We start from the raw sequence: 13,920 nt of genomic DNA, 5'->3' as shown, positions 1-13,920 counted from the left end.
CCGCCCGGGACCGGTCCCGCAGCCGATGTGCCAGCTTGGTCGTGCTGAGGAAGGCCCTCAAATCCACCCACGGGAGCCAGCCATGCGCGGGAAACCCTCCCCCGGACGACGCGACCCGCTCGCGGCCGCCTCCGCTGCCTTTGGCGTGGCCGCCGTGCTGCTGCTGGCGGGCTGCGGCACCGACGACTCACACCCCGAGGCGGCCTCGCCCAAGCCGAGCACGACCACTACGTCGGCCGGCACGTCACCACCCCCAACCTCCAAGCCCCCCACAACTCCCGTCACCCCCTCGGCCTCACCCACCGACCACAGGCTTCCGGTGCAGGTCCCGTCGGACGCCAGTGACCAGGCCAAGGAAGACTTGCTGGGCCTCCGCGCCCTTGAACTCCAAAGCGCCCTACGCGACATCGACCCGGCGCTCGGGGCCGCCGAAGACATCAACAAGGCCGGCGAACAGTGCTACGACCTCCGCCGAAAGGCTGCGAACCCTGACGAGAAAGCGGCACGTCGCTTCAGCAGCGCACACCACAAGGTGACCGTGTCCAACGGCAAGCGAATCAACGCGCTGCTGCGTGAGGGCTACTGCTCCTGAGGAACGCCGAGGCGCTCCGCGAGCACCTCGGTGGACTCGACGGCATCAGACGGTCCTTTCCTCATCCGTCGGGAAACGCAGGGCCGCAGCATCGGCCGTCCACTCGACCCCGCCTCGCTCCGGCCGGAGGAACGCGACGGGATCGCTGGTCATCCGGTGGTCGAAGCGCAATTCGGCGACGCTGTGCACCGCCTGCACCACGCCGGTACGGCCACTGGCCGGGTCGTACGCCACCTGGCCGGGGGCGGGCCCTGGACGGGTGCTGGGCCGTGGCTGATGGGGCTGGTGGTTCATGCGATGCGTCCTTTGGGCTGCCGGGGGATGTGGACGGTGTGGGCGGGGTGGCGCCGGCGCAGTACCTCGTAGTCGGTGGCCTTGCTGTAGTCCCCGGCTTGTCTGGCCTGTTCGCGCAGTGCCGCGTAGTGGCGGCAGGTGGGGCAGACGTCGTTCAACGGTCACTCTCCGGTGGGTGCGGGTGCGGGTGCGGGTGTGGGTGAGAGGCAGGGCGGCTGTCGGCGCCGTGCGAGATCTTCGGGGAGCGCCCCGCAGAAGAGGACGTACGGAGTCCCTCCCGCCGCTGGCTCGGCCGGGCCCGCCGAACTCCAGCCACGTCGCCGCGCCACTTCTCGCATCTCGCGGGTGACCCGGTCCGCGACGCGATGTCGCGTGGATTCGGTGATGTGTTCGGGGGGAAACACCATGGGGGGTTCTTCCTGACCTGGATGTGTCTTGCGAGCTTTAATCACTCTGTGTACTCCCAGCGTTGCCCTGCGGGGCCGCGCGCAACAGGGATTCGGGCACACCAAGAGGCTTGGGGTGAGGGGAGAACCACAGGTGAGTGAGGCCAAGGAAGGCCAGGAACCGCCCAGCGGGGCGGCGTTCTTAGGAGCCGAGGTACGGACCTGGCGCATGCGGGCGGAGCTGAGCCAGCGGGAGTTGGGCTTGAAGGCCAACTACGGGCAGCAGTATGTGGCCAAGGTGGAGGCAGGGGAGCGGCTGGCCAGCCCGGAGTTCGCCGAGGCGTGCGATCGGGTCTTCGGCACGCCGGGCACGTTCGCGCGCCTTCGGAAGCGGGCCAGCCAGCACGGCTATCCGGACTGGTTCGTGCCGTACGTGCAGTTGGAGCGGCAGGCGGTCAGCATCCTGGACTACTCGGCGACGCTCATCATGGGCATGCTGCAAACGCCCGAGTACGCGCGCGAGATCTTCCGGGCTGTCCACCCCCGGGCGAGTGCCAATGAAATCGATGCGAAGGTCGAGCGGCGGCTGCGGAGGCGGGAGGTGATGGAGAAGGACACGCCTCCGCTGCTGTGGTGCATCCTGAACGAGGCGTGCCTACGGCACACGGTGGGTGGCGCCGGAGTCATGGCCGCACAGCTTGCCCACCTCCTGAAGGCGGCGGAGTCCCCGCACATCACCATCCAGGTACTACCGTTCGCGGTGGGGGCACCGCCTGCGGCGGAGAGTTTCACGCTTCTGGTATTCGATGAGGGACCGAATGTCCTCTACGCGGATACGGCGATCGCAGGCCAACTCATCGATTCGCCCGAAGCGGTGGGGAGCGCGACGGCCACCTATGATCGGCTACGGGCTGCCGCGCTGCACCCTGATGAGTCGTTGTCCATGATCCGTAGTGTGATGGAGGAATACGCCCGATGAAAATTTCCCTCGACCTTTCCCGTGCCGTATGGGTCAAGTCCAGCTACAGCAACGGGAACGAAGGCCAGTGCGTGGAGTTCGCGCCCTCCATAGCCGCCACCGCCGGTGTCGTCCCGGTCCGGGACAGCAAGCACCCGGCAGGCCCCGCCCTCGTCTTCCCCGTAGAAGCGTGGACTTCGTTCACGAGCGCCGTGTGCGGTGGACAGTTCCCGGCGCTCTGAGGCGCCGGTCTTGGTCGATGGGCGTCAGGCATGGTCAATCGTTGTGGCGATGCCGGACGCCCCGAGAAGTTCAGCAAGCAGGGAAACCTCTACCAGGGTTCCCCGATATCCCTCTTCCTCGGCAAGCTCATTGGCCGATTGCTTCGCCTCGCCGATGGATACCCCGAAGGCATTTCGGAACGCTCTGAGGACCTTTCCTCCTGAACTGATGGACCCCTCGACCCGGATTCGCCGATACCCGTGCTCGGCCAGGATGGGCCGCCGCACTTCGTCCGGAGCGATACCCCAATCACCGTCGTGCGAAACGCCACAGTCGTCGCAGGCCCACTCAAGCTCCCAGCGGAGCCTGCCCTCCTTCACCAATTGCACCGCCCACCCCTCGCACGGTCGGCCGCAATCGCCACACGGCTCAATGAGCCTGGCCGCCTGCTGAATCATCGCCAGCCTCGCATTCTCATGTATCTGTCCACCGTTTCATAGAATTTCGCGGACATGCCGGAGCCGTCGCGAGGGTGATGTGTGCCACCGGGGATGCCGCGCCCGTACCAGCGGTGGTGGAGTTCCTCGTGCACAAGTGTGTTACGCAGCTCGTCCCTACTGGCAAATGACTTCCATCCGACTTGAGTGCCCACATTATTTTTGGCGATTCCCGTGCTTGCCCAGGGGCTGTACCGGGGTCGATGCGTGAACCGCAGGTGCTGGAAATCCTCTCTGATCATGGCGTCGATCGCCCGATTCCGTGATCGTGCCGTCTTGCCGGTCACATGGCTCAGGTCCTTCGTCCAGACATTCCCTATGCCCCTCTGCTCATCCTGTATGAGCGCCCCCGGACCGGGGCGGCATGGCGCGAGACCGTCAGGGTCCAGCGAAACATGAGGATTGTGGACGTACGTGACGAGGTTGGGATCCGGCGCGAGGCCCAGGGGGTCGGGGGAGAGGTAGCGGGCGGTTTCGGGGTCGTAATAGCGGTGGAAATTGTAGTGGAGGCCGGTTTCGGGGTCGAAGTATTGGCCGGGAAAGCGGAGCGGGGTGTAGGCCGTGCTGTCGGCGGCCCAGGTGGTGGTGCCCCAGAGGGTGGAGCGGGTATGCCACGCGATGGTGCCCGATTCGTCGATGAGTACGGTGGGGGTGCCGACCAGGTCGGTGACGATCGCGAAGAAGCGGGCGTCGATCTCGCGTTGGGTGGTGGCTTCGGTGACGCGTTCGGTCTGGGTTATGGGGTGAAGGCCCTCGTGGTCCCAGGTGAGGGTGACGGGGTGAGGGAAGTCCGGGGTAGTGGTGGTCTGTTCCACCAGGGTGGGGCCGTCCCAGGTGAAATCCGTTTGCTCCAGGACGCTTTCGCCGTCGGCCGCGAGGCGTTGTTTGGTGGTGCGGCGACCGAAGGGGTCGTACAGGTAGCGCCAGACCGTACCGTCGGGGGTGGTGACCGATACCAGGCGGTCTTCGGAGTCCCAGGTGTAGCGCCAGGTATCGGGCTTCTTCGACAGGCGGGTCCTTTGGCGGAGGGTGAGGCGGCCCGCGTCGTCGTGTTCGTAGCGGACCGAGCCCGCGCCGGTGATGCGCGTGCCGGTGTAGGTGCGGGGGCCCGTCGCCTCCTGGGCGGGTTGCGTGCTCGGCCAGGCCGCGTGCGTTTGGTTGCCCGCCTCGTCGTAGGCGTAGGTCTCGGTCCAACTGTCGGCGTGGACGGCCGTCACCCGGCCCGTCGCGTCCAGACCGAAGGTGCGTCGGCCCGATAGGTGGTCGTCCACCGCGATCAGGTGGCCGTCGGCTCGATAGTCGTACGTCCGGTGGTGGATGCCGCCGGATGCGCCGGTCAGCGATTGCGTGGTCAGGCGGCCAAGTGGGTCCCAGGCGTTGGTGAGGGTGAGGGCGTCGCCGATGTGGCGCGTAGTCTCGCGGCCCGCCGCGTCGTGTGCCGAGGCGAGGGTGTGGTTCCCGGCGGTCAGAGCGGTGCGGTTGCCCGCCGCGTCATAGGCGTAGGTCGTGACGGCACCGGTGGGTGTGGTGCGGCGGGTGCGGCGGCCGAGGGGGTCGTAGGTGTGCGTCAGGGCGCGGCCGTTCACCGTTTCGGACGTCACTCGGCCCAGGAGGTCACGTTGGTAGACGAGCTTCGCGTCCGGGTCGGCGGCTGAGGTAAGGAGCCCGGCGGGGTCGTAGGTGAAGGTTGTGGTGCGGTCGTCGGACGCTTTGCGTATCAGTCGGCCGAGCACGTCGTACTCGTACGTGGTGGTCTGGCCCAAGGGCGTGGTCCGGGCGGTGAGCTGGCCCGCCGCGTCGTATGCGTAGCGCACTTCGCGGTCGTCGAAGTCCGTCTCCGTCACCAGGCGGCCCGCCAGGTCGTACGCGTAACTCCAGGTCAGCCCCTGTGGATTGGTGACCTTCGCCAGCCGCAGCGCCGCGTCATGCTCGAACTCGTACCGGACGCCATCCGGGCCCGTGCGGGCGGCCAGCAGGTCGAAGTGGGTGTATTCGAAGACGGTCGTGCCGCCGACGGGGTCGGTGTGGGTGGTGCGGTTGCCCTCGCCGTCGTACGTCCAGGACTCCGCCGACCCATCCGGGCCGGTGCGGCGCAGGAGTTTGCCCTCCGGGTTCCAGTCGTAGCGGGTCACCGCGCCCAGCGGGTCGGTCTCGGCCACGACGCGGCCGAACGCGTCCCGCCGGTAGCAGGTCGTGGCGCCCAGCGGGTCGGTGATCTCGACCGGGAGCCCGGCTCCGTCGCAGCGCACCCGGGTCGTCGCGCCCAGCGGATCGGTGACGGCGAGCAGACCTCCGCGCGGGTCGTAGAGGTAGTGGGTGGTGGCGGCGAGGGGGTCGGTGAGGGTCGTGCGGTTGCCCGCGGCGTCGAAGGTCTGCTGCCACACCGCGCCGCCCGGGTCGGTGATCCGTACAGGGTTGCCCTGTGCGTCCGGCGCCGCGCTGATCTCGCTGCCGTCCGGGCGGATCACGGCCGTCAGATGGCCGTGTTCGTCGTAGCGCAAGCCGGTGGTGCGGCCCAGCGGGTCGGTTTCGGCGACCGTACGGCCCGCCTGGTCGTACGCCGTGCGGCTGACCGCGCCGGACGCGTCGATCTCCCCGACGACCTGGTGCGCCTCGTCGATCAGATAGCGGGTGACCGCATCGTCCGGTGAGGTGAGGGTCGTGACCTTCAGGCCGGGGAAATCCGGGTCCACCCCGTCGTAGCCGATCCGGAGGGTGTAGTGGCCGCCTTCGCCGCCCTCGGCGACGACCCGGTCCCGCTCGTCGTAGGCGTAGGAGTACCACCGGTTGTTGGTGTCGATCCAGGACGTGACCCGCCCGGCCCGGTCGTAGACGAAACGCAGCGGCAGCCCCGAGGAGCCCGTCACTTCGGTGAGATGGCCGTCGGTGTAGCCGTAGCCCATCACCCTTACGTCCCCCACCCACAGGCCGGTGATCCGCTCGTGCTCCGACGTCAGCCGAAGCCGGTAGCCGCCGCTGTGGAGGATCTCGAGGGGGGTGCCGGAAGCGTCGTAGGTGAAGGTGACGCGGTTGCCGTTGCGGTCGGTGATCTCCCGCAGCAGCGCGAGCGCCTCGCCGCCGTGCGCGGTGAAGGTGCGTACGAGCCCGGCGTCCGGGTCGGTGAGGGTGTACGTCACCCCGTCCGCCGTCCGTGCCAGCGGCCACCGCGGACCCTCCGCGGGCAGGACCGCGGCGCCGCCCGGCACCGGATGCGGATAGGCCAGCAGCAGACCGTCCTCGGTGAAGAAGATCACGCCCTGCTCGTCGGACTCCAGTCGCTGGTCGGCCGTCGACGCCCAGGTCGGGCCGAACCAACCTCCGGCGCGGTACCCGGAGTCCACCCGGCGGGAGAACACCAGCGGCAGCACACCCGGCAGCTCCACATCCGTCTGCGGCAGGAACATCCGCCCGGTCGCCAGATCCACCGGATCGGTACGGCCGTGCCGCACCCGGTCCCAGGTACGGGAGAAGAACCCCCGGCCACGGCTCCGGAGCGCGCCGCGCGCCCATTGCGTGGCCTCGCGCGCCGCCAGCCTGGCTCCGACGCGTGAGGCGATCGGGGCCAGGGCGCGCGGGGCGAGGCCCATCAGCAGGGTCTCCGCCAGCCCGCCGCCCATGGCGAGCTCCAGCGGCAGCGCGTAGGGCATGGCGAACATGGCGAGGGTGAGGAGAAGAGGAAGGCCGGTCTCCAGGAGCTTTTCCAGCAGGAAGCGGTCGGTGCCGAGGATGCGGTAGCCCGCAAGCGGGGCCTCGCCATCGGCGATGGCCGACCAGCGGGACAGCAGCAGGACGCCGACCACCAGCGAGCCCGCGCAGACGGCGATGCGGAACTGGACCAGGGCGACGGCCTCGCCCAGCGGAGACGCGCCCGCCCTCCGATAGCCGCGTACGGCGGAGATCAGACGCCACAGGGTCAGGGCCAGCCCGGCCAGACCGACGCCGACCAGAACGCGCAGCCCGGTGCCCCCGGCGAAGTACTCCTGCAGATCCTTCGTGGCCGGGAAGGAGCCCACCGCCAGATACAGCAGGGAGGGGACGGCCAGCAGCAGGCTGAGCACCAGGAGGACTTTCTCCTGCCGCGGCCACCGGGGGCGCTGCTCCCGGGCCCGGTGCCACAGCTGCCGTAAGGTCACGCCACGCCATGCCTCCTGGCTGTGGCTGGCGTCCATACGGCGGGTCTGCTCGACGACCGACGCGCGCAGCGGCTCCAGCTTCTCCGCGCGGGTACGGGGGTGGGCCGTGGCGTACAGGAGCGCCCGGCGCTGCCGGGCGTAACCCAGGGCGATGATCCAGGTGGCCGGAAGGCGCAGCAGGGCGTACCCGGAGAGAGCTTCGGGGGCGGTCCGGCCCTGGCGCTCGGCCGCCAGCGCGACATCGGGCGCGCGCCGCCGCCCCAGGCGGGACCGGCGCAGATCCCAGATCCACGCGGTGGCAAGGCACCCCAGGATGATCCACAGCCCCCACTCCCCGGCCAGCCGCTCCCGCCACTCCATCGCCGTGTCGTCGCCCTGGAAGACCGCGGCGTAATTGGTCACCCAGTGGATCGCCACCGCCCCGGCCAGCGGTACCAGTGCCGCGACCCGGGTCACCGCGCGGGCACCACACCACAGCAGGCCCACCGCCAGCCCACCGAGCGCACTGGCGAAGATGTGTACGTCATAGGGGAGTACCGCTCCCTCGACGACTTCGACGGTGCCGGTCGGTGCGGGAAACCAACTGCCGACGATCTGACCGAGGCCGGGAACGTACGGGTGGTCGATCAGCCCCTTCGCGATCAGCCAGCCTCCCTCGTCCGAAGGAACGGCCTTGCCCGCGGACTCGGCGTACATCAGGAGGTTTTCCAGCAGGCCGAACCCCGCCCCGGCGGCACCGCCCAGCACCACGAAGTCCGCCAGACCCCACTGCATCCGCTCGCGCAGGGCCCACCCCGCGACCAGGAGCGGTGCGATCTTGATCAGCTCCTCCACCACCGGAGCCGTCGTCCACGACACCTCGTCCATGACGGCCGACAGCGAGGTCCCCCTCGTGGTGGCCAACTGCCGTGCCACCACGAGCTCCAGCACCATCGAGAGCACACCGCAGCCGTAAGCGCCCACCCCGAAGGCGAGCAGCACCGTCGGCCACCGCACCGTCCGCACCGGCCAGGACAGCAACAACAGCTGCAGCACAGCCCATAACGACGTCGCAGCCATCCAGAACGCCACGCCCCGCGCCCCCTCAACTTGTCAGTGATCCGTCACGCTAAGTCGAACGGCGGTCACCTACAAGGGAGTTCATGGGCGTGTCGCCCATGGACCCGCGCTCTGTGCGGGTCCTCGGCGGGTCCGCGCGTCCGACGGGCTCACTGGTGCCGGGACGGGCGGGTGCGGGGCAGCAGGAACGCGGTGGTGACCAGCCAGATGAGCCCGCCGAAGCGGACGACCGGCAGCAGGTAGCCGAACGGGTCGGCGATCAGCGAGAGCAGGGAGGCCATGCCCACGGCGGCCAGTGCCAGCCCGGTCCAGGTGAGCGGACGGGGCAGCAGGCGGGTCATCAGCCCGGTCACCGAGATGCCGGAGACGAGCATCGCGAACGTCACCGAGTAGGCGACGCCGCCGGACAGGAACGACAGGTCGGCCAGCGCGCGGGCCAGGGCCGGATCGGCGTCCATGGGCAGACGGCCGCCGGCCCAGCCGAACAGCGCGCCGCCGGTCAGCGCCGCGGCCGCCAGCACCCCGCCCACCAGCGTGATCGCCGAGCCCGGTGCGGTGATGCCGAGTGCTCGCAGCCGCCGGTAGAGCACCGCCGCCATGAGCGCCAGTGGTGTGGCCGAGGCGAGGAGCAGGAGCGAACCCAGCTCGATGGTGGTGCCGTTGTCCCGCGCGTACCGCAGGACCTCCTTGCCGGAGGCGTCGGGGCGTGGGGTCGAGCTGTTGACGACGACGTAGCCGATGGTCAGGACGGCGAACGCGAGCACGGGCGCCGCCAGCGGAGGCCCGCCCTGCGGGCGACGGCCGGGGGTGTGCTCGGCAGGGGCGCTCCGGGTGGCAGGGGTGGGGGGCGGCTGGGGGGTCGTGCTGGGCATGGCTTCTCCTCCGTTGGTCGGTCAGGCAACCGATACGAAAGATAATGATTACGAACTGAAACGATTGTCAAGCAGGTATGATGTCTGCATGGGAATGACCAACGAAGGTGAACGGCCGCCGGGTCCGCCCCCGACCGGTGCCGCCTTCCTGCTCGCCCAGCTCGGCGCCCACGCCGCCGAGCTGTTCGCCGAACGCCTCGCCGAGCTGGACCTGACCCCGCCGCAGGGCGGCCTGCTCCGGCTGCTGGCCGACTCACCGGGCCGCAGTCAGCGCGAGCTCGCCGACGACCTGGGCATGCCACCGAGCCGGTTCGTCGCGTTCGCCGACGAACTGGAGGAGCGCGGGTTGATCGAGCGCCGCAGGAACCCCGTCGACCGGCGCCTGTACGCGGTCCATCTGACCGATGAGGGCCGGAAGTTGCTGGAAGGGCTGCGGAAGGTGGGCGCGGAGCACGAGCGCCGGATGACCGATGGCCTCTCGGAGCAGGAGCGGGATCAACTGACCGGGCTGCTGCGGCGACTGGCGGACCGGCAGGGCCTCAGCCCCGGCGTCCACCCCGGCTTCCGCTCGGTGCGCGCCGAACGCTCCGGCCGCCGGGGAGGCCGCCGGAAGGGGACGCCCACCGACGGCGCGGACACCGACACCGCCCCGTAAGCGGCAGGCGGGGGGACTGGGCGCGGCGTTACCCATGGTGGCCGCGAGCGTGTACGGCGTGGCGCAGCTTCTGGTGCTGTCCTCTGGTGCTGTCCTCGCCGACCCGGTCGGTGCGTGTCTCCACGACGCTGCTGGCATCGCGGTCGGTGTGTATGGGGCCGGGGCCGCGGCGGCGCCTGATGAAGCTGGCGCCGCTGCTGTTCGTGGCGTGGAACGTGAGAATCCGCCGCCAGTGGGGGCTGACCGATTACGTCGTGCTCGGCGCGGCGCTGGGGGTGGGAGTCCGATGTACGCAGGGCCGCTGCCCTTGCGCTGGGCCACCTGGCCCGGCTTCACCGGCAGGTATCACCTGAGGCAGTCGAGGCGGTGGGGAGGCTTCGGGACGACCAGTCCCTCGCGGGCGCTGCCGCCGACGCACTCGAAGACGTGGAGATCTTCACCTGTGAACCGTGACGGGGTGGGGGATGCGGGCCGGCGGGTCCCTGCGCTGGGGCCGTGAGTCCGGAGTAGGGGGCGCCTCCCCCGGTACGCTGAGCCCAGCAGTGCCACACCCGTCGCGCGGGTTCAGGGAGGTGAGTCATGACCGCCGAGATGGTCGCTCCGGCGTGGATGCATGAGCAGATCACGGCTGAGCAGTACGACTCCTGGTCCGAGGAGCAGTGCGCGGGCATCGAGATCGTGGACGGGATGGTCGTGGTGAGCCCCAGCGCGTCGAAGCGGCACAACCGCCTGGCTCGGATCCTTGCCAACGCCCTGGAAGACGCCGCGGGCCCTGACTGGAACGCCGATACGGACTTCGACGTCCGGCTTCAGGATGTGCCGCTCACCAATCGTCGTCCGGACGTGGTCGTGTATCGGGCGGAAACGATCGACGTCACGCCCACCCGCCCCGAGCATGTGCTGCTGGTCGCCGAGGTGGTGTCGCCGGGTTCGGAAACCACCGACCGCATTGTGAAGGTGGACCAGTATGCCAAGGCGGGCATCGCCTTCTACTGGCGGATCGAGCAGGCGGCCACCGGCGTCCCGCTCGTCTATACCTACGTCCTCGACCCCGCGACCAAGACCTACCGGGAGGGAGACGTGTTCACCGGTGTGGTGAAGGTCGTGGCTCCGTTTCCGGTGCGGGTCGATCTCGGCCAGCTCTGACGGCTCAGCGCACCGCGTAGCCGCCAAAGGAAGGCTCCAGCAGGTCGAAGACCTTCTCGGCTGAGCGGGTCGCCGCGCCGGCGATCTCCTCGTCGGGGTGGCCCGCGCGGGTCAGGGCCTGGACGTGGTGGAACAGGGTGCGGTGGGCGGCGGTGAGGAGGGCGGCGGCGGCTCGGGGGGTGGGGTCGTCGGGGGTGGGTGCCGTGGCGGTGGTGAGTGCGTCCGCCAGGGCTTCCTCGCGTTGGTCGTGCAGTTCGCGGAGTCTCGCGGTCAGGGTGGGGCTGTCGGCGAGCATGTGGGCGAACTCCGGGCTGGAGAAGCCGACGACCGGGTCGTGACGGTCGACCGCGGCCAGATGCGCGCGGCGCAGCGCCGTCAGGGCCGATTCGCCGGTCGGGCGGTCCGCGACCGTCCGGGCCAGGGCGGTGGTGATGGTCTCGTGGTAGTCGAGGGCCAGGTCTTCCTTGCGTGGGAAGTAGTTCGTGACCGTCATCTTGGCCACCTGGGCGGCCGCGGCGATCTCGGCGATGGTCACCGCCTCGAAGCCGCGCTCCATGAAGAGGCGGGTCGCGGTGTCGGAGATCATCTGGCGCGTCTGCCGCTTCTTCAGCTCACGCAGTCCTGCTGTCATGGCACCCATCCTCGCATGGGCGGTTCTAAGATTGTGGTTGACCTAAATTTGGGTTCGGGCTATTTTCTCTTCGTCAGTCGCCCAGTCGCCCAGTCGCCCAGTCGCCCAGCCATTCAGCCACCACGAGCCATCCCTAGGAGTGCGTTTGAACCTGCGTCTGATGAGCGTGCACGCCCACCCCGACGACGAGTCCAGCAAGGGCGCCGCCACGCTGGCCAAATACGCCGCCGAGGGAGTGGAGGTGCTGGTGGTCACCTGCACCGGAGGGGAGCGCGGCGATGTGCTCAACCCCGCCATGGACCGGCCCGGCGTGCGGGAGAACCTCACCGCGATACGGCGGGACGAGATGGCCGAGGCCCGTCGGATCCTGGGGGTGCGGCAGCGCTTTCTGGGGTTCGTCGACTCGGGGCTCCCGGGGCCGGGCCAGCCGCTGCCCGACGGCTGCTTCGCGCTCGCGCCGCTGGAGGAGGCGGCCGGGCGCCTGGTGGGGCTGATGCGGAGCTTCCGGCCGCATGTAGTCGTCACGTACGACGAGACCGGCGGCTATCCGCACCCGGATCACATCAGGACCCATGAGGTGACGGCCGCGGCCTTCGACGCGGTGGGGGAGGCAAGCAGTCATCCCGAGGCGGGGGCGGCTTGGCGGCCGCTGAAGCTGTACTACCAGGGCGGCTTGTCGCGGCCGTGGTTCCAGGCCATGCACGACGCCATGACCGCGCGGGGCATGGACTCGGGCATGCGGGAGGTGCTGGCCGAACTGCCCGTGGCCGGGCTGGAGATCACCACGCGGGTGCCGTGCGCGGAGTACTTCGCGACCAGGGACCGGGCGCTGCTCGCGCATGCCACGCAGATCGACCCGAACGCCGGGTTCATGGTTCACGACCGTGACGTTGAGCGGCAGGTCTGGCCCACTGAGGACTACCACCTGGCCCGGTCCCACGTCGTTGTCGACGTCGACGGCGCGACTCCCGAGGACGATCTGTTCGCCGGTGTGCGGCGCCCCCAGCGGCCTACGGCGACGGCAGGTGCCGCAGCTTCTCCGGGTTGCGGATGATGCGGATCTCGGTGATGCGCCCGTCCTCGACCTCCGCACAGGCGACCGTGTCCGGGCGGCCCGCGACCGTGAGCAGCAGTCCCGGCCGGCCGTTGACGTCCACCGCGTGCACCCGGGGGTCGTCCATCGGCTGGGCGATGACCGCGGCGAGGAAACGGGCGACCTTCTCGGCGCCCTGCTGCGGGCGGAGGGCGGCCTTCACCTTGCCGCCGCCGTCGCTCCACGCCGTCACATCGGGGGCGAGCAGCTCCATCATGCGGTTCAGGTCGCCGCCGAGACAGGCGGCCAGGAACTCCTCGGTGACCCGCCGCCGCACCTCCGCCGGGGCGTCGTAACGCGGCCGCCGGGCCTGGACATGGGCCCTGGCCCGGCTGCCCACCTGCCGTACGGCCGCCTCGCCGCGGTCCAGCATTCCGGCGATCTCCCGGAAGGAGAAGCCGAAGACGTCCTTGAGTACGAAGACCGCCCGCTCCAGCGGCGACAGACTCTCCAGGACGACGAGCATGGCGAGCGAGACCGACTCGGCCAGCTCCACCTCCTCCCCGACGTCCGGCCGGGTGACCAGCGGCTCGGGCAGCCAGGGGCCGACGTACTGCTCCCGGGTGGCGGCGGCCGAGGTGAGCCGGTTGAGCGCGAGGTTGGTGACCGTACGGGCAAGATAGCCCGCCGGGTTCTCCACCGGCGTGGACACCTGACTGCAGCGCAGCCAGGCGTCCTGCACCACGTCCTCGGCATCGGCGACGGAGCCGAGCATGCGGTAGGCGATGCCGAACAGCATCCGCCGGTGCTCTTCGAAGGTGGTCGTGTCGATCACGCCTGTGACGGTACCTCGCAGACGTCCGAGAAGCCCTGGCTGGTCAGGCCGAAGGCGCTGTTGACGCGATAGCGGTAGTTCTCCAGGCCGACCATGGCGGTGAGTTCGACGAACGCGGCCTCACCGAGCCGCTCGATCAGGGCGGCCGCGAGCTCGTCGGTCACGCGGGGCTCGGTCTCGGTCATCGCCTCGGCGTAGTCCAGGACGAGCAGCTCCAGCTCGGTGAAGGCGTCCTCGTGGTCGCGCCACCGCGGCACCTTGGAGATCTTGTCCATCGGGAGCCCGAGGTTGTCGGCCTCCCAGTGGCCGAAGTCCATGCACCACGAGCAGTTGACCCTGGCCGCCGCGGCCATGACCGCGAGGTGCTTGAGGCCCGGGTCGAGGCGGTTCCACTTGGCGGCACCGCGCTCCTGCCGTACGTAGGTGAGCAGCACCCGCGGATTGTGGCCGACGGCCAGACCGGGGTCGAGCACCTTGCCGTAGGTGCGCCGGGAGTACCAGGCGCCGACGCGGTTGAGCAGCGTGCTGGGCGGGGTGAGCGGGATACGGGCCATGGCGGGCTCTCCATCGTGTCGTACCTGTGGTGGCGATGCCGTGCGCAGGTACG

Annotated in this window: 14 protein-coding genes; 6 read left to right on the top strand and 8 right to left on the bottom strand. The window is 69.8% G+C overall.

Features of this window, described 5'->3' with window-relative positions; translation table 11 throughout:
* The first annotated feature begins 82 nt into the window (after nt 1–82).
* Nucleotides 83–592, top strand: a complete 510-nt coding sequence (locus J2Z30_RS09405; RefSeq protein WP_044569712.1) for a hypothetical protein — start codon at nt 83–85, stop codon at nt 590–592.
* Between the two features lie 45 nt (nt 593–637).
* On the opposite strand, the gene J2Z30_RS09400 is transcribed toward J2Z30_RS09405, so the two are convergent.
* Both J2Z30_RS09400 and J2Z30_RS09395 read right to left on the bottom strand, forming a co-directional pair.
* Nucleotides 638–886, bottom strand: coding sequence for a hypothetical protein (locus tag J2Z30_RS09400; protein WP_044569711.1), 249 nt, complete (start codon nt 884–886; stop codon nt 638–640).
* Nucleotides 883–1,044: a hypothetical protein gene (locus J2Z30_RS09395; RefSeq protein WP_209468623.1), complete on the bottom strand. Its 162-nt coding sequence runs from the start codon at nt 1,042–1,044 to the stop codon at nt 883–885. The genes J2Z30_RS09400 and J2Z30_RS09395 overlap by 4 nt, the downstream gene beginning before the upstream one ends.
* A gap of 382 nt (nt 1,045–1,426) precedes the next feature.
* Here J2Z30_RS09395 and J2Z30_RS09390 point away from each other — a divergent pair, with 382 nt between their 5' ends.
* Nucleotides 1,427–2,251: a helix-turn-helix domain-containing protein gene (locus J2Z30_RS09390; RefSeq protein WP_044569710.1), complete on the top strand. Its 825-nt coding sequence runs from the start codon at nt 1,427–1,429 to the stop codon at nt 2,249–2,251.
* Entirely contained in the window at nt 2,248–2,472 is a 225-nt protein-coding gene (locus J2Z30_RS09385; RefSeq protein WP_044569709.1) for a DUF397 domain-containing protein, read from the top strand. The genes J2Z30_RS09390 and J2Z30_RS09385 overlap by 4 nt, the downstream gene beginning before the upstream one ends.
* Before the next feature lie 24 nt (nt 2,473–2,496).
* On the opposite strand, the gene J2Z30_RS09380 is transcribed toward J2Z30_RS09385, so the two are convergent.
* The 3 genes from J2Z30_RS09380 to J2Z30_RS09370 form a co-directional block, all read right to left on the bottom strand.
* Nucleotides 2,497–2,841 (bottom strand): hypothetical protein, encoded by a 345-nt coding sequence (locus tag J2Z30_RS09380; protein ID WP_044581365.1) that lies wholly within the window; start codon nt 2,839–2,841, stop codon nt 2,497–2,499.
* 65 nt (nt 2,842–2,906) lie between these two features.
* On the bottom strand, nt 2,907–8,141 hold the full coding sequence (locus J2Z30_RS09375; RefSeq protein WP_209468622.1) for a DUF6531 domain-containing protein: 5,235 nt from the start codon (nt 8,139–8,141) through the stop codon (nt 2,907–2,909).
* 149 nt (nt 8,142–8,290) lie between these two features.
* Nucleotides 8,291–9,013, bottom strand: coding sequence for a hypothetical protein (locus J2Z30_RS09370; protein ID WP_052701351.1), 723 nt, complete (start codon nt 9,011–9,013; stop codon nt 8,291–8,293).
* Nucleotides 9,014–9,101: 88 nt separating this feature from the next.
* Between J2Z30_RS09370 and J2Z30_RS09365 the strand changes: the two genes are divergently transcribed.
* Nucleotides 9,102–9,668 (top strand): MarR family winged helix-turn-helix transcriptional regulator, encoded by a 567-nt coding sequence (locus tag J2Z30_RS09365; RefSeq protein WP_044569708.1) that lies wholly within the window; start codon nt 9,102–9,104, stop codon nt 9,666–9,668.
* 579 nt (nt 9,669–10,247) lie between these two features.
* Nucleotides 10,248–10,814, top strand: a complete 567-nt coding sequence (locus tag J2Z30_RS09360; RefSeq protein WP_044569707.1) for a Uma2 family endonuclease — start codon at nt 10,248–10,250, stop codon at nt 10,812–10,814.
* 4 nt (nt 10,815–10,818) lie between these two features.
* Here the strand turns inward: J2Z30_RS09360 and J2Z30_RS09355 are convergent, their stop codons facing one another.
* Nucleotides 10,819–11,445, bottom strand: a complete 627-nt coding sequence (locus J2Z30_RS09355; protein ID WP_107073281.1) for a TetR/AcrR family transcriptional regulator — start codon at nt 11,443–11,445, stop codon at nt 10,819–10,821.
* Nucleotides 11,446–11,605: 160 nt separating this feature from the next.
* On the opposite strand from J2Z30_RS09355, the gene mca reads away from it, so the two are divergent.
* Nucleotides 11,606–12,499: a mycothiol conjugate amidase Mca gene (gene mca, locus J2Z30_RS09350; protein WP_044581362.1), complete on the top strand. Its 894-nt coding sequence runs from the start codon at nt 11,606–11,608 to the stop codon at nt 12,497–12,499.
* On the opposite strand, the gene J2Z30_RS09345 is transcribed toward mca, so the two are convergent.
* Together J2Z30_RS09345 and J2Z30_RS09340 are read right to left on the bottom strand one after the other, a co-directional pair.
* A complete protein-coding gene (locus J2Z30_RS09345) occupies nt 12,456–13,313 on the bottom strand; it encodes an RNA polymerase sigma-70 factor (RefSeq protein WP_078956624.1) in 858 nt (285 codons plus the stop codon). The genes mca and J2Z30_RS09345 overlap by 44 nt on opposite strands.
* Entirely contained in the window at nt 13,310–13,867 is a 558-nt protein-coding gene (locus J2Z30_RS09340; RefSeq protein WP_044569705.1) for a carboxymuconolactone decarboxylase family protein, read from the bottom strand. The genes J2Z30_RS09345 and J2Z30_RS09340 overlap by 4 nt, the downstream gene beginning before the upstream one ends.
* Nucleotides 13,868–13,920: the final 53 nt, after the last annotated feature.

The sequence above is a fragment of the Streptomyces iranensis genome, from assembly GCF_017874715.1.
Taxonomy (GTDB): domain Bacteria; phylum Actinomycetota; class Actinomycetes; order Streptomycetales; family Streptomycetaceae; genus Streptomyces; species Streptomyces iranensis.
Note: the sequence above shows the minus strand (reverse complement) of the source record. Positions and strands in the feature narration are given on the sequence as shown.